Here is a 21,336-nt window from a genome sequence, read left to right as displayed (position 1 = left end):
CCGTCAAAAAAACAGGATTTCCCCGGCTGCTTATCGACTAAATAAATAGCTCACCGAAACGGAAGCCACGTCACCCCCAATGGGCGGATTTACCTTAGCAACGACTACTTTTCCCTTTTGCACGATGGAAATCTCATCCAGGATCCTCACCGCAATACGTCTGGCGACGTGTTCCAGTAATTTAGAAGGCACCTTCATCTCTTCTTTTACGATATGATGGATGGTGACGTAGTCTGCGGTATCCTCCAGGTCATCCGAGTTGGCAGCCTTATCCAACGGGGCCTGAACTTCTACATCCACCCGGTAATCACTGCCGATCACGGTCTCCTCCTCCAGGCACCCGTGGTGGGCGTACAACCTGATATTTTCTAAGGTAACGGTGTGCATCTTTGCTTCCTGAAGAGGCAAAGGTAGGGCAAAAGGAATAGATTTCTTAGTAGGTGCAGCGGCAATTGCTCAGCCCCTGGAAAAGATCGACCCCGAGGGTAACCACGTGGGTTCCCGTGCTGAATCCCAGGATCTCGTTCAGGATGATCTGGTAGGAGTACCCGAAGTAGAAATTGCTTTTCTTGAGACCTATGATGGGCGCAATGTAGAGGGGATTACCGATCTGGTCATTCAGGAAGCGGTAGGTGACGCCTGCGTAGTAATAGTCCTCAAAATCGTACCATCTGAATTTAACGTTGAGGTCGGTTACAGATCTTCCGTCACTTTCGAACAACTGAAAGAAGATGGAAGGTTCAATCTCCAGCCTGCTGTTCTTGTTCTTTGTATAACGGTAACCGGTGTATATGTAGTAATTCCGAAGCCTGTTGGGCTCAAAGACCGGGTTAAAACGGGTGAGGTCCTTGTCGAGTAGGTTGGAAGCATTCAAACTAAAATAGAATTTGTCCTTCCTGTAAAGCACACCCACGTCAAAGTTGTGGTTGGTCGTCGCCCTGTCGTCAGTAACCGTCGGATCCGGACTGTCAAAATTTTCTATGTCGATACGGAACTGGTTGAAGTTATATGAGATCCCGAAAGAGAGGAACTCATCGTCATACCTGTCGAGCGTAAGGTGGTGGGCAAAGGACAGGCGCGCCCCCCTTTGCTTAGTCTCCCCGTTGCTGTCATTGTAGAGCAGCATCCCGAGGCCCGACTTGTTCCCTATCCGGGCATCTGCAGCCAGAGACTGGGTGTCCGGGGCATCCTTGATCCCTACCCACTGGGTAAGTCCGTTGATACGCACCTTGATGTGATCACCAATCCCGGCGTAGGTCGGCGACATCACAAAGGGGTTGTCGGCCAGGTACTGGGAAAGCTGAGGCAGGGTAAGCTCCTGTCCCCTGGCGAACAACACGCTCAGTGATAAGATTACAAATACGATGGACTTACGCATAGTTTTGATTCGGTTAATCGGCTTATCGGTATAGTGTAAAGTGCCCTACAAACTCCCTGTGATCACGCTCTCCATTGAGCTTCACGATATACCAGTAATCCCCGGTAGGCAATTCATTTCCTTTGTAGGTGCCGTCCCAGCCTGTATGGTCTATCGACATGACACCGATCTCCCTACCATAACGGTCAAATATTTTGATTAGTATTTCAGGGAAGCCTTCCATGTTCCTCGGGATCCACAGGTCGTTCATTCCGTCACCGTCAGGGGTGAAGAAATTCGGGATCTCGATATCGATGAACTCCATAAAGATCTGGGCCTCCATCTCACATCCAAGGCTGTCTACCACACGTACCGTATGGGTAGCCGTTTCCGTGATGTAATAGGTGTTGTCCTCCCCATTGTCATCCCCATTAAAATAGAAGGTATAAGGGGGTGATCCACCTGCAGCAACTGCCGTGATCTCATTAATGTTGTTCTGCTCCAGCGTCAGGGTCAGAGGCTCAAAACTATCGATCTCGAAATCGAGGGTGATCATACACCCATTTGCATGGGAGATAGCCACGTAATGGGACCCCGGTGGTATGTTGGTAAAGTCAGGGTTCAGCTGCATATCGGCAGGATCGGTTGAATCCAGTGCATACATGATAGAACCAAGGACAGAAGGATCCTCCATTGTGACATTGATATAGTTGTCCGGGATGTTGCCGGTACATTCATACACAGGCGTCACCACCCCATTAAGGTTCACTCCGGGCTCTATTTCAACGATCACGTTGGTTTCACAGTCGTTCGCATCGCGAATAAATACTACATAGGTTCCTGCTGCCAGGTCTGAATAGAAGAACTGGTCCTGAACAAAGGCCGAATCAACGGTAGTATTCAGCGCAGTCCTGTAGGGGGCTGTACCACCTGAAACATTGACGGTGATCGTACCATCTTCACTGCCCGCACAGATCTCGGGTTCGGCCACGAAAGTAGCTGTTACTGGTGAAGGTTCTGTGATGGTGAACTGGAAGGTGAGGAAACATCCGTTCACATCCTGGGCGATCACATCATAGACCCCTGGTGCCAGTCGGTCAAAATAGTTTACCGTATCGAACTGGTTCAGGTTTGGAGATATGGCGTACAGGATATTGCCGGTTCCTCCGGAAACTTCTACCGTAATGGTTCCGTCTGCCTCTCCGGCACAGGTCACATTGGTGAATTCCTGTGTATCTATCTGAAGCGGAACCGGATCAGTGATAAGGATCTCAGAAGTCACTTCCACACAATCCCCGCTGGTCACACGGATGTAATAACTACCGGCGAGCAGGTTATTGAATTCCCCGTCTGTCTGAGGTCCGGCAAGCAGGTTCGTCAGCGCAGCATCGGAATACAGCTCGTAGTTGTAATTCCCGAGTCCGCCCGTAGCATCCGCAATTATGGTCGCGGTGGCTTCGCCCGTACAATTGATCACTGCAGCACTGAGGTCGAGGTCGATCATCAGAGGCGGCACAGGATCCACGGTCACCTGGTTGCTGATATTCGCTTCGCAACCAAAGGAATCACGCACGTAGTACTGGTAGGCTCCTGGTGTTACGGTAAACGTGTGGGTATTTCCTGCTGACATAGGTGAGAACACTACGTTGTCCGTACTGTATTCGTAAGGTCCGGTTCCACCGGTGGCGGTCAGGATGATCTCTGCGTCATTGGTACAGGTCATGGCTGTGGCCTGTATCAGGGAACTCTCTACGTCTGAAGGCTCGCTGATGGTCACCTGCACGGTTTCCACATCGCAATTCCAGCCGTCAGACACCGTAATGCTGTAGATACCCGCACCGAGGTTGTTGAACACTGGACTTGTTTGCCCTCCGCTGGTGAAATCGATCACCGTTCCGGTAGGATCGTAATAGTTCAGTTGATACTGGTATACCCCTTGTCCTCCCAGGACATTGATCGCCGTTACTGTGGCATTGGTATCCCCATAACAAACCAGAGTGGTTGGGGTAGCTGTGATATCTGCAGTTATGGGCGAAGGTTGGGTAAGGGTGATTGTATCGTTGAGAACGCATCCACCCGCATCCGTAACATCCACGGTGAAATTCCCGGCAGACAGGCCGGTAAAGGTCTGGCTGTTCACGCCATTGGCGGTGTAGACCTGACCTGTGGTCGTGTTGGTCAATACGATATCATATGGCGCATACCCACCGGATGGATCCACGAGGATCTCCCCCTGGTCATTGGTACAGGTCACGTTCGCAATCTCGCTCACAATGGCTGTCAGGGCCGAGCTCGGGGAAACAATGGTGATGATGTTACTGTCTTCCACACAGAAAGGATAGGCGGTCTCAGTTACCCTTACAAAGTAATTCCCGGCCGGCAAACTATTGATAGCCAAAGGATTGGTGCTCGTATCAGCAGAACCGACCATTCCGGTTGAAACCCCTGCAGAAGTAAACACTTCATAGTTATAGGTTCCGGTAAACCCGCTGATGTTGATCTCAGCAGCACCGTTGGAATCTCCGTAGCACACCACGGGAGCAGTAGCGGTCGCCACAACATCTATGGTGTCATAGGGAAGTATCTCATAAGGAGCTGTTGTGAAATAACATCCCGTAGCATTATCGGTGATCCTGAACACATAAGTACCGACAGCACTAAGGTCAAATTCTGCCGTAACATTGGTCGGTGTTCCTGTCAGAGTCGCATTTGGATTCCCGATCGGCAGAGCCTCTACGGTATAGGTGTTACCAGGGTTGCCGTCGTCAGAAATGGTGACCAGCACCTGTTCCGGGTTCACGCAGGAAATAGCAGTTACCTGCGTAACAACTGCGGTAAAGACATTCAGAGGATCAATGGTGACCATATCTGTGGCTATACAGCCGTTGTCGTCCCTTACGGTAACGGTTATATTCTGTACAACCCCGGTATCATTGATGTTAAAGGTGTTATTGCTGAAGAAATTCACTCCGTCAATACTGTATGAATAAGGAGCCGTTCCATCTGTGGCCACCGCAGTGATCACAGCCTGGGCCACGGAATTATCCGGGTTACAGGCAAAAGTGGTTGCCGAAGCTGTTACCGACAGAGGCAGAGGCTCATTGATAATAACGGTCTCCGTATGGGTACAATTTCGGTCTGAGGTGACCGTGATGTCATATGAACCGGCCGATAGATTATTGAATAGCGGACTAGTCTGTACCACGGGAGGGTTCACCCCATCATCAAGAGTATAGGTGTAGGGAGGATTGTCATTTGACGGATCCAGGACTACCTGAATAAATCCATCGCTTCCCCCTGCACAGGATACGTCTTCCTTGTTGTAGGTAAAGGTCACCGGGGTGGGGGCTTCCAGGGTAATGGGCGCCTGGGCATCACACCCTGAACCGGCAGTGTCGTATACGACAGCTGTGTAATTTCCGGGGGCAAGACCGGAGAATGTATCTGAGGCCTGAGGCACTCCGCCTATCACACTCACACCGCCTCCGTCGAGCAGGTCGTATTCATAGCTTCCCGATCCTCCGCTGGCAGTGATCCTGACCTCCCCGTCATTCAAGGCACAGGAAGGCTGAGCAATCACTTCAGGGGTGAGGCTGAGCGGCGGCAGGATGGTGATCGTATCTGTATCCGTACATCCGTTGGCATCCCTTACGGTAACCGTATAAGTGCCTGGGGCGGATACAGTCAAGGTGGGGCTCGACTGGTATCCTGCACCCACGCTGTATTCGAGAGGTGCTACTCCGGTACCCACAACGGTAAAGCTGTAGGACGTTCCGTCGGAAGTACACTGATCTGTGGCAAAAGCAGGGGCTGTTACTGTAGGCAGCGGATCCTCATCAACGGTCACCGTGATGAATGTAGAACATCCGTTGGTATCCTGGACATAGATGTCGTAGTCTGCGGGATAGGTAGCCGGATTGAGTACGGCACTGGCACTGGCTGAATAATCGCCGGCAGCAGGGACGTTTCCAGTCGGCATGAAGGCGTACTGATAGCCCGGCGTTCCTCCGGAAGCCTGTACACTCACTTGCGCCCCGATATTACAGTTCGCATTGATATTGCTGGTCACCGCAAGGGCTACCGGAGCCGCCGGAGAACCAATGGTTATAGTATTTGAAATATCGTCACAGAATGGAGTGTCTGTGGCGATTACCTCCACATAGAAATTTCCAGCAGGCAGACCGGAGATGGTCCTTGGGTTTACTGAGGTGTCTGATGGCACCACTCCGGTTACCGGTGTGCCGGCACCGTCAAAGACCTGATAGGTATAGTTGCCAAGGTAGTTATTTACCTGAATAGACAGCTCACCATCGGTATCCCCGAAACAGGTTACCGGGGTAACTGCAGTCGCGATTACCTCAATAAGATCGTATGGTGGGATGTTGTAAGGCACGGTAGTAAACCAGCATCCTGTTACATTGTCCGTTACCCGGAAGGTATAGTCCCCGGGCGCCGACAGGTCGAAATCTGCCGTAAATACTCCTGCACCAGGCGATTGTGTCGGCTGGCTTCCCAGGGGGAGCAGGTCGAAATCGAAGTCGCCAGACCCTCCGGTCACCGTCAGCCTAACAGTTTCGTCATTGCTACAGGTAATAGCAACAAGTTGTGCCACGCTAACATCCGTGATAGTTGGCAATGGGTTGATGGTGACATTGTCAGTATCTGTACACCCATTGGCGTCGCGGATGGTTACGGTGAAATTTTGCACTGCACCGGTATCATTTACATTGAAAGTGTTGGAACTGAAGAAGTTTACCCCGTCTATACTGTAGGTATACGGCGCAGTACCGTCTGATCCCACAGCAGTGATCACCGCCTGAGTTGGAGCGTTGCCTGCGTCACAGGCAAAGTCGGTTGCAGTGGCTACTACGTCAACAGGGGCAGGTTCGGTGATCGTAAAGGGGATCCTGTCCTCACACAATCTGGAAGACCTTACGAGGATCTCGTAGTTGCCGGCTGCGAGGCCTGTAAAGGTTGGATCCGGCTGCGGTCCGGACAACAAGATGAGTCCTGTACCGTCGTATAGTTCGTATTCATATGGAGGATTATCCATTCCGGGATCGAGTATAGCGGTAACTGTTCCATCACTGGCCCCGGTACAGGTCACATCAGTCTGTGTTATGGAGAATGAGACATTGGTTGGAACGGTCAGTTCTACACTAACGGAAGATCCACATCCCGCTACAAGAGTGTCATAGACATAAGCCGTATACACACCAGGTGCAAGACCTGTAAAGAGAGGAGATACCTGAGGTCCGGCAACACTGATCGCACCGAGGAAGAGCTCATAGGTATACACCCCGGAGCCTCCATAGGGAGTGAGCAGCACCTGGCCATCGTTGGTTGCACAAGTAGGTTGTACGAGGGCTTCTGCTGCCAGAGAGGATGGTGTATAAATCGTTACTGAGTCCGTTGTTTCACATCCGTTAGAATCTCTGACTGTGTAGGTGTAACTGCCTGAAGAAAGGCCGGTAAAGTCTACAAAATCGCCAGCATTGACCAGGGAAGTGCTCTGATAGGCACCTCCATTCACACTGATAACATAAGGCCCCACACCGGCATTGTCAAGGGTAACCCTGACCTCAAAAGCTCCTTCGGGAGCCGCACACTGATTGAGAACTGCTGCGGAGATCACAGGGGAGGGATCCGTAGCTATGGTCACGTCCAGAACAGGGGATACACACCCATTACTGTCCTGAGCGTAGACATCCCAGTCAGTATTCACGGCTGGATCCAGTTCTGCGTAATTACTAGCGGTGAAATCACCGGGTACTGGAGCCACACCATCCTGTACGAAGGCATAGGTAAAGCCTCCGGACCCACCGGTGGCCAGCACGGTCACCTGGGCGTCTTCATTACAGTTCGCATTGTTGTTGTCGACCAGATTCAGGACAATGGGGCTGGGCTCCAGGATCCTGAAGGCGTAAGTGTTAGAACAGAATGGCGATGTCGCTTCTTCGAAATAGAGCACATAATCTCCCGGGGGAATATTCGTGAGATTGACAACGGGGGTCGGACCGGGACCGGCAGGACCGGTAACAGTTCCTGTGTAAGGAGCTCCCAGAGGGTTGTTGGTCAGGGACTCAAGAATGCTGTAGTTGATATCGGTCACAGTGCCGTCATAACCTTCTATCTGGAAGGAGATGCTGCCGTTGGTGTCTCCAAAACAGGTTACATAGGTAACTACAGGGTCTGCCACCACATCGATAGAGGACAGCGTTGGAATGGTCACTTCCACATAACTGGAACACATGGTGCCATCGTCAATAGCCTGGAAGATATAGGTCTGTCCGGCATTGAGTCCAGTAAATGTGGCTGTTTCCTCAAGGGGGCCAGGACCTGGCACCTCGGTGGTGGGGCCTACGCCCGAACCGTAGATGGAGAAGGTATAACTACCGGATCCACCGTCTGCAGAAAGCTCTACCGTACCTCCCGTGGGGCAATCCACAATGGCAGGAGCAGCGTTCAGGGTCAGGAAGGGGTTAGCCCTTACCCGAACCGGGTTTTCGTAATATTCACAACCATTGGCATCGATGATACGCACGTAGTAATCCCCGAAATCCAGGCCATCAAAGCTCACGGAGGTGGCCGGGGTATTGACGATCGGATTGGGTCCTGTCGTTACGACGATGTTGTTCAGGTTGTCATATAAAGTGTAGGTAAAATTTGGGACACCACCACTGGTGATATTGATGTCTATCCTTCCCGGAATATCCCCAACGCCTGCGCCTCCGCAGCTTACGTCAATGGGCGTGACGTTGGCGTCAAAAAGAGCGGGATCTGTGAGGGTTACCGTATCGGTATACGTACATTCTTTTGAATCTCTTACGGCATAATTGTAGGTTCCGGCAGACAGACCTGTATAAACGGTCTGGGCACTAAATGGAGAACCGTCAAAGCTCACCTCGAAAGGCGCCACGCCAAAGGAAGGGTCAATATCAATTTCCACGATGCCGTTTGCATCACCAAAACAGTTAGGGTCTGTAACAATGGCGGTTGCCACCGGATTTACAACGGGAGTTACGGTAATTACATTGGATTCCGCAGTACATCCCTGGCTGTCTGTCACACGGAATTGGTAGGTTCCGGGAGTGGTGGTAGTATAGGGGAATCCTCCGCCATAAGCTACGTAGCCCGCTCCGTCTACATTGATTTCATAGGTGAAAGGGCTATACCCACCGGCAGTGGTCACGTCAACAACAGCATCAAAAGAAGCGGAGCAATCCAGATCTTTTACCAGGGTTGCAGTAAGGGTAACTTCAGGCTCAATGGTCACGGCGATATCATCTGTACAACCGTTTGAGTCAAGTACTGTGAAGGTGTAATTACCCGGAATAAGGTCACTGAAAGTGTTGGAGGTCTGAGTAGGCCCACCATTGATGCTGTAATAGTAAGGCGCCAGTCCACCGGTAGCCCCCACTACAATGGTAGCCGGACTGGTAGAGGAATAGCAAAGCGTAGAGGCCGCGTCGATGCTGGCCACGGGGTTCGCAGGGGTAACAATATCAAAGGTGTCAGATACGGTACACCCACCGGCATCGGTGACGTTAATGGTGTAGGTACCCAATTGGTTGAGGCCGTAGAACGAATTCAGGGCCTGAGGACCCAGCGTACTGGTATCCGGCTGCACTAGCTCATAGGTGTACCCGCCCCATCCGTCTGTTGCCGTGATCGTTACGCTGGCATCGGTGGTACAGGTAAGAGGGCTTACCACAAAAGTGAACGCAAGCGGATTGGCCGGCTCACTAACGGTGATGGTATCCGTATCTGTACAATTCGTGGTTTCATCCGTTACGATGATGGTATAGTTTCCGGCCACCAGTCCGGTCAGGTTAATAGTGGCTGCGGATTGACCTGTAACAGCGGCACCGCCATTTACGGTATAAGAATACGTAGTGGCAAAATCAGAAACGGTGAAGTCGATAGCCCCGTCAGCAGCCCCTACACAGCTTACATCGCTCACCAGCACACCGGCAACCTGTACTTGCGCAACAGGGTTAAGTGTGAAATTTTCGTCATAGCTACATCCATTGCTGTCTGTAACCCTGAAGGTATACGTATCAGGCGCAAGCCCCGTAAATACGTTGTTGTTGCCGTTGTTTACGGCAACAGGAGCGATGATCTCATAGGTGATCGCACCTACTCCTCCGGTTACTGTCAAGGTGATATCTGAGGTCTGGGCCGGACAGTTTGGAGGCGTGGCAGCGAAAGAGATATCGGTTGGGGGATCCAGGGGCGGAATCACCGCACTGGCAGTGACAAAGGTACAACCATTGCTGTCCATTACAGTAATGGTATAGGCTCCGTCTGTCAGGCCGGTAAATGTGTCGCTCGCCTGAAAGGTTACCCCGTCAATACTATAAGTGTATCCTGGCGTTCCACCGGTTACGTTCTGGGCTTGAATAGAGCCCGTTTGCAGGCACGTATAGTTCTGGATAATAACTGCATCCGCTGAGATAGGATTGGGCGCTGTAAGCGTCACAGAGCCGTTGTAGGTACATGATTTGCTGTCCCTGACAACATAATTATAGGTTCCGGCCGGCAAATTGCTATAAACGGTCTGGTTGGAGAATCCGGCCCCGTCAAAATCTACCTGGTAGGGTGCAGTTCCGAAGTTCGGATCGATCAGGATCTCCACGGATCCGTCTGCATTGCTGTCGCAGGTGGGATCAGTGGCCGTATGCGTAGCCACCGGGTTGGTGATGGGATCTACTACGATGGTTGTCTGCGCAGTACATCCTTCATTGTCGGTAACGAGGAAGGTAAAGGAACCATCGACAGCTGTGGTAAATGTAAAGGTATTGCCCACTACTGCCACACTTCCGCCGCCATTTACCTGGTAGCTGAAAGGCGCATATCCCCCATTGATGGTGACATCGATCACGGCATCGGGGGAGGCGGTACAATCCAGTTCCTTGGTCAGGACACCGTTCAGGGTCAATTGAGGTTCGATGGTTACGGTATTCGAGGTAGCCGTACACCCGTATGAATCAGTTACCACTACGGTATAAGAACCGGGGGTCAGATTGGCGAATACGTTGGAACTCTGGTTGGCACCTCCGTTCAGGCTGTAGGAATAAGGGCCTACACCTCCGGTCACATTGGCATTCAGGGTAACTCCTGTCGAAGGATCATAACAGAGGTCGGTTGCCGGATCCAGGGTGAGAGCTGGATTGGCAGGTGCCGAGATCACAAAGGTGTCGGTTTCCACACATCCTTCTGAATCTGTAACGGAAATAGTATACGTTCCTGTTTGGGTCAGGCCGGAGAAGACATTGCTTCCCTGGGGCCCCAGCGCAGTGGTATCAGGTTGCTCCAGCTGATAGGAATAACCACCCCAGCCCCCGCTGGCCGTAATAGTTACCGAGGCATCTGAAGCACAGGTGAGAGGGGTTGAGGTAAATGTAAAACTCAACGCCGCTGCAGGTTCACTGACAGTAATGGTTTCCGAATCTGTACAATTCGTTACCTCATCGGTGACGAGGACCGTGTAGTCACCTGCCGTAAGTCCGGTAAGACTTATAGTTGCAGCAGACTGACCTGTTACGGCTGCACCGCCATTCACCGAATACGAATACGTGCTGTTGAATCCGGCCACCGAATAGGAGACCTCCCCGTCAGCGCCGCCAAAGCAGGTGACGTTGCTCACCAGGACTCCGGACACCTGAATAGGCGCGACAGAAGGAACCGTATAATTTTCCTGGTAGGAACACCCATTTACATCAGTTACCTGGAAGGTGTAGGTATCCGGACTGAGTCCCGTAAAGACATTGTTATTTCCGTTATTGACAGGAGCCGGGGCGATGATCTCATAGGTCAGGGGGGCAGTACCTCCTGTTACCGTGAGGGTCAGGTCGCTTGTCAAAGCAGGACAGGTGGGTGTCGTGGCTGCAAAGCTGATGTCTGTAGGCCCATTGGTCGGGTCGATGGTAACCGTATTCGTGGTGATAATACAGCCGTTGGCATCCCGTATGGTGATAGTGTAGGATCCCGGAGTAAGGCCTGTAAAGGTCTCTGAACCGGCGCCGCTTACAAAGTTGACCCCATCTATACTGTATTCGTAAGGAGCCGTACCTCCTGTGACGTTCTGTGCTTCAATGATACCATCTTGTAAACAAGTGTAGGCTTGAACAAGGACAGCATCTCCGGACAGGGCATTGGAAGGGCCTGATACCGTATAATCCTCAAAGAATTCACAGGTGGCCCCCCCTTTGCTTTGATCGAGTCTGATGGTATAATCACCTTGTGCCAATCCCGTAAACACACCGGATGTGTTATTGGCAAGTTCATTGCCAAATTCATCTAAAAGGAAGAACTCTACCTGATATCCGTTTGTATCCGTCAGGTTAAACTGTATAGTTCCATCAGCAGCTCCAAAACATGTTTCGTCTATGATGGTTGCCGGGTCATATTCTATCTCAGGAACCAGGACAATTGTTACCGTATTTGAAATGGCGAAACAATTGTTCTTGTCAACTACGACAAAGGTGTAATCCCCTGGCACAAGGACATCGAATATCACACTGGTTTGGAATTCAGAAGCGGGAATATCACTGGGATTCGAATAAGAGGTGACCGGGGTTCCCGATTCATCTACAAAAGACCAGATGGCATAAACATGAGGCGTTCTTCCGCCATCAGAATCCATCTGTATATTACCCTCCCTGCACGAGATATGCTGAGAGATCTGCGCAGTTAGTGTAAGATCTGTCAAATTATTGATCACAACCTGCTCGGTATAGGAACAACCATCGTCTGTGGTCACCAGAACATCATAGGTGCCATCGTTGAGATTCTCAAAAGTGTAATTGTTGTCGTCAGAAGGGCCGAATGTATCGACAGTGGTTCCTCCCTGAGATATCTCATAATAATACTGGGGTTCAACATCCAAGACGGAAATCGAGATTTCACCAAGGCCTGTACAATCCGTATCCTTGGTGGTTATGTCGACTTGGAAATCCCTGGCAAGCACCCCTATGTTCTCAAGCCTGAAAATACAACCATCGGTCACGCCTGCCTGTCTCATTTCTACAGTGTAGGCACCATTACTGTTGATGGTGAAACTAGGTCCATTTCCTGCACTGTAAGGCACCAGTATATTTCCCGTTGTGGCATCGAGCAATTGATACTCGTAATCAGCAGGCATATTGGTCACCGTAATGTTCCCCGGGGAAGTACAGATCAGGTCAGTGACATTGGCCTGAGGATTAAGCGGGTTCTTAAAGATGTTGAAATAGAACCTTGTAAAACACCCATTCTGGTAGTTGATGATCATCCGGTATTCTCCGGGATCTGTAGCAAGCCAGTTGCTTCCTGTTCCTACATTGTTCCAGGTACATCCGGAATTTTTATTGGCACAGTCGGCCCCTGCAGAAGCACAACTGGCGGTATCCAGCTGCTCCCACTCGATGCTGTCGGCATCGGGGATGTTAACCTGTATCAATTCGGTATCATTCAGGCCGCACAAAAATACCTTGGGAAGGAGTTCCCCGTCATTGGGACAGGTCACTATCTCACCTTCTACAGTATTCGTAGGGTCGTTGATCAGGTCGATGATAGGGTTGGTCTGGGTGGCACCAAAATTCTCTACTGTGATGATCTCCTGGAATCCTTTACAGGGATCCGCTACGATCTTGTCAACAATGTACATCCCAACCTCGGTAACGAGTTGGGTACTGGGGTCCCCATCGGGATCCCCGTCATCGATGATCGTATCCCCTGGATCGATGACACCATCCATATTTTCATCCCGGTACCAGACATAACTGTCAAAATTGTCGCCGGCATCGAGTAATACGTCGTCCCCGCAAAGCTGTACGGTCCGGCTGTAATCGCAATTTTCCAGATCGTCCAGGAGGAAGTTGGTCGCCCCAGGAGTTACAAATCCACAGGCGTCAAAATCCGACACACTGGGATCGTCCGTGATCACATTGTCATTGATCACACCCTGGTAAGTGGAATAGGCCTGGTTAGGGATCTGGTCCGTACAGGCGTCCACAAAATCAAAACAGTTTTCAGCTACGCGCACGCGCATCCTGATCTCTCTTACAGGATCTCCGGCCTCTACAATATTGTCAGGAATATTAAAGGAAATCTCATTGTTGATAGCATCATAGACATAGGTGACTCCGGCCGGTAGAACGAGATTTGACTCATCCAGTGTGACGTTAACGGGCAGTACGTCTCTGAGAACGTAATTGGTAGCGTCATCATTGCCAATATTCTGGAAAGCGAGGACATAATCTAGCAACTGACCCAGATTCACGCCCATACCGGTAATGTCGTTCCCTGCGATATCCTCCACCGTTTTTTCCACCACGATATTGGGCTCAATGATCTCCACGTTAAAGGAGTTGAAGAAGGGATAGTACTGGTCACCAGATGAGGTGAACCTGATGGTGGCGTCTGTTTCTGAATTGGGAAGCACCGAATTCAACGGGTTGTTCAGCAGGAACATGTCTGTATCGTATCCCAGCGTATTTACGCTGTTAGGGGTGCGATTATTGGTAATGGCACCATCGAGGGTGATGTTGCTGTTAAAAAAGTTGTTAGCCGGATTCACCGGGTCGCTTATATTGGTAAAAGTAGGGTTACTGGCAGCGCGGAAAAGCATCTGGTCACCGGTAATACGGTTGTCACCTTCCAGGGCTGCTGCACCTATGGTAGCACTCACGGGACCTACCGGAATGGTATTAAAACCTGAATAGTTGACGTCAACAGTGGGATTTGCACTCCTTACCCTGGCAAAACCGTCAAAGGTGGTAATGAGTTTTCCCGTAAGAGTTGGGTTTTCATAAACAATTACCAGGGTCCATCCAGCCGCGGCCCCGCCTCCGGGTGAAAGGGAACCTACTACGGAACGCACATTAGCTACTGTATAATCCCCTGTTGGATCGGCCAGGGGAGTAATCAGTGCGGTCACATCTGCATAACAGGCATACGGACTGTTCTGTTGTACTGAGGGGTCTCCACTTGTAAAACCGTCGTAAATAACGGCATCGGCCGTAATGTCGACATAGCTGCCCCCGGGCACCATGAATTTTACCTGGTTGAAGTCGTTCTGCCGGTTGGTTCCAAGCGCCTGCCCGGCCTGTTCGCTGGGGTAGGTAGCAGACCAGTAAAGACCCGCATATCGGATCAGGTTACAGGATGCGTTGGGAAATGCAAAAGTGGCCGAGCTGGAGCTGAAGGTGCTCGGGTCGCTGTCCACATCGATGTATTGCATGTTCAACCAATCGTTGTAGGTGGAAGAGTTTCCCGTGGCATTATAGGGATCTTCGGGTTCGGTGCTTCCGGAGCCCCCATCCCTATTCACGATGTTGTTCGCAATAAATGTGAGATCACCCTTGATGTTGTTCTGATAACGAACTGTAAAAGGAGTGAATTCCTGCGCATAACCCATGAAAGAAAACAGGGCTATACCGGCAAGCAGTATTTTTCGAGTAAAGTTCAGTCTCATTAGGCAATAAGATTTGGGGTGACTCGCATAATCCACATCTTGTCGTTATAGGAGTCGTTGAGTTTTGAGTAGTAGGAGATGAGGGCGTTATTCCAGGAATTGTGTTTCTTTAAATATACGTAGCGGTATTTATTTTCTGGATTGATAAAATAACTGGCGCTCAACCCCCTGGAATTCAATAGCCTTACGAATTTGGCGGCATTGTTTGGGTTGGCAAATACATTGGCTATGATATAGTAATCCGTATGTCCGTTCTGAATACCACGGCTTTGCTCTTCGGGAACAGTGCCGGTAACATTATCCTGCACTACGACATTCTTTCTCAGCACATCTGTGCCGAACTTTGATGACCGTTCTTTGATCTTGTCCGCATTAGCAATATACCGATCGTTTCTGTAGCGGTTCTCTACATTCATCACCCAGAGGTCTCCGGTGTAATCGCCGCCCATCTTGGTGCGATAGGCCTGCTCTGCTTCTTTCCAGCTGTCGAATCTCTTCAGGTATACATATTTGAGACCATTCTTGGGGTTGTCGATATAGTTGGCCGGGAATCCTTCCCCTGTCATAGCATCCACGAATTTGTTCAGGTAGTGCTCGTCCCGGTAGACATTGGCAACCACATAATATCCGTCCTCAACACCTTCGAGGTCTCGGAACTTTTTGCTCTTCACACCGTTGCCGGCAGAAGCGCCGGTCGATTTTCTCTTTTCAGATGATGCCTGCACCTGGGCCACGGCATCACGGGTCTGTGGGTCGGTGATCACAGGAGCAGTCTTCTTCTTCTCGATCACATCTCTTACCTGGTTCTTGGCGATAACCGGAGTTGTTTTTTCTTCCTCCCTGAGGTCATCAGACGGGTCGGGAAGTTGCCTTTCTTGTTGCGCTAAAGCAGATTTGTCATTATTGATGAAATACACCTCTTCTGCACGTTTTTCCAGGTCGGGTCTCTTACCTGAAGTTTCACGCCTTACCATCCTCATCACCCTTTCAAAACGGTCTTCGAGGTCCCGCTGCCTGTTGTTTTCCAGGGAATCCTGCCTGTACATCAGCTCAGCCAGGATGGCATCATTCTCTGCCAGCCTCCTTTTGAGTTCTGCGATTTCAGTATCCTTATCACTGGGGTCCTCCGAGAGAAGGTCTTCCTGAGACTCGTCATTCTGCGCCAGTTCGTCCTCAAAATCTTCGAGCATCACCCGGTCCTCGGTCAGATTCGGCGTGATAGAATAGGCGAAAGAGATCTCATGGGTCAGTCCAAAATTGTCGAAGTTGTTAGACAGCCCCTTTTCCATGGTGTAACCTATGGAAAGTCTTTTGTTGAGGTTGAAACCTACACCGGCCGAAGCACCGTAAAAGGAGTCGTATCCACCCTGCACCCACCCCAGTTTAGGCATGTCGAGGATCAGATTACCACCTAATACAAAATCGTCCTGCCCAACTTTACGGGCACGGGCCAACGGCATTAAACGGGCATTCTCAAAGATCCCGGATGTGTTTTCAAACTGATGGGTATATTGCAGGTGACCAGAAAAGGTCTTGTCCGCGAAATCGGATACGGATTCCTGAGTTTTCAGGTTGTAATCAAAGAGGTTCTCCGCAAAGAGCCCGAAGTCGAATTTACCATAAGACAGGTTAAATCCCGGCTGGAATGAAAGGAGTGAGACCTCCTGAAATCCGTTTAAAATAGGATCGTCTTCCACAGGATTAGCCCTGTTGCGGTCAAATCCACTGTTGTAATAGGATACGTTAGCCCCAAAAGTAAAGTTGCTCTTGTCGTTGAGTTTTACCCCGTAGGCATAGTTTGCCAACACCCCGTAGTTGCTGATGATCCCTTCCCTCTGGGTATAAAGGCTAAGCCCAAGCCCGGTTCGGTCATTCATCCGTCCGCTATAACTCAGGAAATAGGTCTGGTTATTGTCGTCGAAAGTAACCGATTGGTTTCTGTGCAGGAGGTTGATGTACGACTTGTCTTCCCTTACCGTGGAAAAGGTAGGGTTGATAAGGAACCGGTTGAATTTCAACAGGTTCTGTGATGGCACATCATACGTAATAAACGGATTTTCTTCCTGGGCTCTCGCGCCCAGGAAGCTCAATGCACATACTAACAATAAAAGGGATATTCTTGGTTTCATCGGTTTGGTTAGCGTATAACGGTAATAGTTCCCTGTTTTAGGACCTCTCCCCCGTTGCGGATCTTGTAGAAGAACACCATGTTCTGCCGTGGAAAGTTCACGGAAGATGAAGGCCAGTTATTTTGATAGCTGAATTCATTAAGGACCTCTTCGCCCTTTTCATTGTAAATGATCACATTTACATCGGATTTGTTGGAGTAGGAATTCGGGATGATCCACTGATCATTGACCCCATCTCCATTCACCGTGATCACATTGGGCACCCTAAAAGTGTCCAGATAGGATACACTGATATTTCGTATCACCTGACAATTTCCTACCTCAGCGATCAGGACAAACTGCCCTTCTGATGTAAAGGTCATGGAGCTGCCGGTGCTCATTTCATTGTTGTTGCTGTCTAGCCACCTATAACTGCTTCCTCCGGAGGCTGTTACGGTCCTGGAACTTCCTTGGGGGAACACTATGTTCTCTCCGGGATCCAGGGTGATCAGATTCTCGTCAAGAGGCGTTATCACGATCTCGTTAGAAGATAATGGACAACCATTTCGCATTAATACCAGTTGGTATGTTCCTGCTTCTGTCACAGAAAGTTCAGGAGTGGACACCCCCATATCACTGTTGTTCCTAAACCAGGAGAAGGTCTCACTGGTAAGGTCCGTGGTCGTACTGATAGTAATGGGCTCTGAAGGACCGCAGGTTACGGTTCCCGTACTGCTGATGGTCAGGGTTTCATTGACCAGTAACTGAACGGTAAGGGAATTGGAAGTACTGGCATAGCTGCTGATCGTTCCATCCAGGGTATAGGCCCCGTTTTCAGAAGCATCCGTAAGGCTTATCAAACTGCTGTTTGCACCTCCTACATCAACCCCGTCCTTTTTCCACTGATAGGAAAAGTCGTTGATCACAGATGAGGTTACATCCGTCCGGTTTCCACCACTGTCCAGTGCATTGATAGTTACCACTTCAAGGGCAACACTCGTACTTTCACAAGCGGTATAAGACGTGGCGTAATCCACGATGAGTTCAAAGGAATCAGGTGTAACCACTTCGGTGGTTTCGGAATCAACAGATGTAGAAGTACAGGCTCCTCCGCTCAGGGTAACCCTGGCAAAATAGGTTCCTGTCTCTGTGTCGCTTACCACCAGGCTTGGGGAGGTTGCTCCCGCAACCGGACTCCCATCCCTGTACCATTGATAGGTAGGGGAAGAAGCATCCGTGCTGACACTTAATGTCGTATTCTGACCGGGCAGCAGAACCACACTGGCGGCATTATCACGGGTTACCGTGAAATCACCTGCATTGGTGATCGTAACACCCGCAGACCGTTCTACACAGGCTCCGGGTCCGAAGATCTCCACCTGGTATTCCCCTTCAAAACCGGGGCTGGAAGCATCTACAGTATATATGTAGTTGTTTGATGAGGGAATCACTGCCCCATCCTTGTACCAGGTATAGGTGAGGCTGGGGTTGTTGATATTCGCCTCCAGGTCAACCGTTTCTCCCGAACACAGGTCTGTCTTGGCGGGAGGATTGATGGCTATACCCAGGCTCGACCCGGCAGTCACGTCGATCAGGTTAGACAAGGTATTACCAGATCCGGAACAAGCGCCGTAATCGATCTCTACATTGTACATTCCTGAAGTGCTCACCGTGATTGATTCGGATTTTTCAGCCAAAAGAGTGCCTGAACGATACCAGTTGTAGGTATAGGAATCGGCATTGGCAAGGCCATAAACTTCAAGAGTGATGGAGTTACCATCACACACCTGAGCCGTTCCGTCTCCAAAATCTGCCTGTCCTTGTGGCCTGATCGTCAATCCCGTATTTACACTGATATAGTACATCGGGTAGGGATCCGAGGCCGGGCCGGTTACGGCCGGACTCGTACTTCTTACCCTGAGTCTGTAATTTTCACCCCGGGTATCGGCGGGAACCTGGAATTGCATGTAGAAATCAAATACGAGATTCTTGCTCCCATCCCTTGCCAGTTCTACTGGGCTGCCGAAGTTTCCATCGGCATCTGAGAGTTCCAGGATAAATTCATTGTCGGTGTTCACCATTGGGGGGTTCCAGGTAAATCTAACCCAGTAATCGTTGAAGGAAGACGAGGCACAAGCCCTGTTCCAAGGGGTAGATCCCGGAGGAGGGGTCTGATTTGGCGCCGCAACAGGAGCGTTGAGCACCTGGGCCTGTACACTGCCGATTGCAAGTAGGACGACTGGCAACAACAAAACCCGTAAGCTGTAGAATAATTTTGTTTCCATAAGCGGGTGTAGTTTTGGGGGACTACGCTGGCATTATGCTTTTCATTTCCACCAGTTTTCTGAATCCCATAGTATTCATTAACAAATATGTCATATTAATGCCGCGGGGAGAATTTAATGTTGTGGGCCTGATTAAATATGTTGTGAAATGGTACTATTTGTATGGATAGGCTTTTTTATCGGCCTCATACTCCCATTTTTACTAACTTTGCGGCTTCTAATCGTTGAAAATGAGCGAAGAGAAAAAATCCTTGAATTTCATCGAACATATTGTCGAGGAAGACCTGACCAGCGGATTCCCAAAATCCGCGCTGAGGTTCAGGTTTCCCCCTGAACCCAACGGCTATCTGCATATCGGCCATGCGAGCTCCATATGCCTGAATTTCGGGCTGGGCCTGCGGTATTCGGCCCCTGTCAACCTCAGATTTGATGACACCAACCCCGTAAAGGAGGAAAAAGAGTATGTAGACGCCATTAAACGGGACGTGTCCTGGCTTGGATTTACCTGGGATAGTGAATGTTACGCTTCGGACTATTTCCAACAGCTATACGACTGGGCGGTGGATCTGATCCGTGAAGGAAAGGCCTATGTAGACAGCCAAACCTCAGAGGAAATGGCGACTCAAAAGGGAACACCTACGGAACCGGGCACCAACAGTCCCTATCGCGACCGGAGCGTGGAAGAAAACCTTGCTCTGTTCAAGGACATGAAGGAGGGGAAATTCCCTGAAGGCTCCCATGTCCTCAGGGCTAAGATAGATATGGCCGCATCCAATATGCTGATGAGAGACCCCATCATGTACAGGGTCCTCCACAAAGCCCATCACCGCACAAATACCGATTGGTGTATTTATCCGATGTACGACTGGACGCACGGAGAGAGCGATTATATCGAACAGGTATCCCACTCCCTCTGTACCCTGGAATTTGCTCCGCACCGGGAGTTATATGATTGGTTTCTGGACCAGGTGATCGACCCGAAAAAAGTGCGACCAAAACAACGTGAGTTCGCCCGCAGGAACCTGAGCCATACGGTAGTGAGCAAGCGCAAACTCCTGCAACTGGTAGAACAAAAGGTGGTCAGTGGATGGGACGATCCGAGGATGCCCACTATTTCCGGAATGCGGAGAAGAGGTTATACCCCGGAATCCATTCGGAACTTTGCTGACACTATCGGGATCGCAAAAAGGGAGAACCTGGTAGATGTCTCCCTGCTGGAATTCCACGTAAGGGAAGACCTTAACAAAAAGGCACCCCGGGTCATGGCTGTGCTGGATCCGGTAAAAGTGGTCATCACCAACTATCCTGAAAAAAATACTGAATGGTTGAAAGCTGAGAACAACCCAGAAGATGAGGGAGCCGGGTACAGAGAGGTCCCATTTTCCAGGGAGATCTATATCGAAAGAGAAGATTTCAGGGAAGAGGCCAACCGGAAATTCTTCAGACTCAAACTGGGAGGTGAGGTCCGACTCAAAAACGGTTATATTATCAAAGCTGAGAGTTGTACCAAGGATGCGGATGGGAATATCACCGAGATTCAGTGTACCTACGATCCCAAAAGCAAAAGTGGTAGCGGAACTGAAGAAAGCCTCCGCAAGGTGAAAGGCACCCTGCACTGGGTATCTGCAGAACACGCACTGGAAGCTGAAGTACGTTTGTACGACCGACTTTTTACAGATGAATCTCCGGACACCCACAAGGATAAAGAATTCCTCGACTTTGTCAACCCCGATTCCCTCAAAGTGATCAAAGCCTATGTAGAGCCCAGCCTGAAGTCAGCACAAGTAGAAGACCATTTCCAGTTTCAGAGGATAGGCTACTTCAATGTCGACAAGGATTCTTCAGAATCGAATCTGGTCTTTAACCGCACTGTCCCCCTGAGGGATAGCTGGGCAAAAATCGCTAAGCAGGAATAATCGACAAAACCTATTAATTTTAATATAACAATAGGTATATTAAATTAAAACAGGCCGTTTCAGCCTGTTTTTAATGAACTTTTTTATAAAGGATGGGTTAACAGACCATCCTTTAGTTAAAGCGGTCTTTAGGGCCTTAAAAACGGCTAATCCTGTACTTAGGGACGATAAGAGCATAAAAAAACCCGAAACCAAGACAGTTTCGGGTTTT

General features: G+C 50.0%; 6 protein-coding genes. 1 reads left to right on the top strand and 5 read right to left on the bottom strand.

Annotated features, from left to right (window positions below; genetic code table 11):
* Positions 1-30: 30 nt before the first annotated feature.
* Genes folB through IEV19_RS08110 form a run of 5 tightly spaced genes read right to left on the bottom strand, consistent with a single transcriptional unit; the run spans position 31 to position 19,209 of the window.
* Entirely contained in the window at positions 31-387 is a 357-nt protein-coding gene (gene folB, locus IEV19_RS08130; RefSeq protein WP_188370156.1) for a dihydroneopterin aldolase, read from the bottom strand.
* Positions 388-433: 46 nt separating this feature from the next.
* On the bottom strand, positions 434-1,378 hold the full coding sequence (locus IEV19_RS08125) for a PorP/SprF family type IX secretion system membrane protein (protein ID WP_188370155.1): 945 nt from the start codon (positions 1,376-1,378) through the stop codon (positions 434-436).
* Between the two features lie 22 nt (positions 1,379-1,400).
* Positions 1,401-14,816, bottom strand: a complete 13,416-nt coding sequence (locus IEV19_RS08120; protein WP_188370154.1) for a T9SS type B sorting domain-containing protein — start codon at positions 14,814-14,816, stop codon at positions 1,401-1,403.
* The gene (locus tag IEV19_RS08115) at positions 14,816-16,945 is read right to left on the bottom strand and encodes a PorP/SprF family type IX secretion system membrane protein (protein ID WP_188370153.1); all 2,130 of its coding nucleotides are present in this window, start codon (positions 16,943-16,945) and stop codon (positions 14,816-14,818) included. Before IEV19_RS08115 ends, IEV19_RS08120 begins: the two co-directional genes overlap by 1 nt.
* A gap of 8 nt (positions 16,946-16,953) precedes the next feature.
* Positions 16,954-19,209, bottom strand: coding sequence for a T9SS type B sorting domain-containing protein (locus IEV19_RS08110; protein WP_188370152.1), 2,256 nt, complete (start codon positions 19,207-19,209; stop codon positions 16,954-16,956).
* 230 nt (positions 19,210-19,439) lie between these two features.
* Between IEV19_RS08110 and IEV19_RS08105 the strand changes: the two genes are divergently transcribed.
* Positions 19,440-21,125 carry a glutamine--tRNA ligase/YqeY domain fusion protein gene (locus tag IEV19_RS08105; protein WP_188370151.1) on the top strand — a complete coding sequence of 562 codons (1,686 nt, stop codon included), beginning with the start codon at positions 19,440-19,442 and terminating at the stop codon, positions 21,123-21,125.
* Positions 21,126-21,336: the final 211 nt, after the last annotated feature.

Source organism: Muriicola marianensis, from assembly GCF_014638095.1.
Classification (GTDB): domain Bacteria; phylum Bacteroidota; class Bacteroidia; order Flavobacteriales; family Flavobacteriaceae; genus Muriicola; species Muriicola marianensis.
This window is presented reverse-complemented; position numbering and strand designations above follow the sequence as displayed.